Source organism: Salicola sp. AFF1 (genome assembly GCF_056783195.1).
On sequence record NZ_JBXAYL010000250.1, the window covers coordinates 1 to 234 of the forward strand.

The 234-nt window shown below is 54.7% G+C and carries 1 pseudogene; it reads left to right on the forward strand.

Features of this window, described 5'->3' with window-relative positions:
* Positions 1–196 (forward strand): annotated as a pseudogene (locus tag AC1RQI_RS17545) (hypothetical protein); the annotation flags it as partial.
* Positions 197–234 lie beyond the last annotated feature (38 nt).

Genomic DNA, 234 nt, shown 5'->3' on the forward strand with positions numbered 1-234 from the left:
TGTCATGCGTGGGGAGAGGACGCTGGTTGTTGCACACGGAAACAGTTTACGTACCCTCGTCATGATTTTGGACAGACTGTCGCCCGAAGCAGTCATCTCTGTCGAGATCGCGACAGGCGACATTCATCTTTATCGCCTGGCTGCCGACACAACCGTCGCGCACAGGCAGGTTTCGCTGGCGTCAGGTGAGACATGACATTTTCCACATTGGCATCATCGAGTGCGGTTGAATGC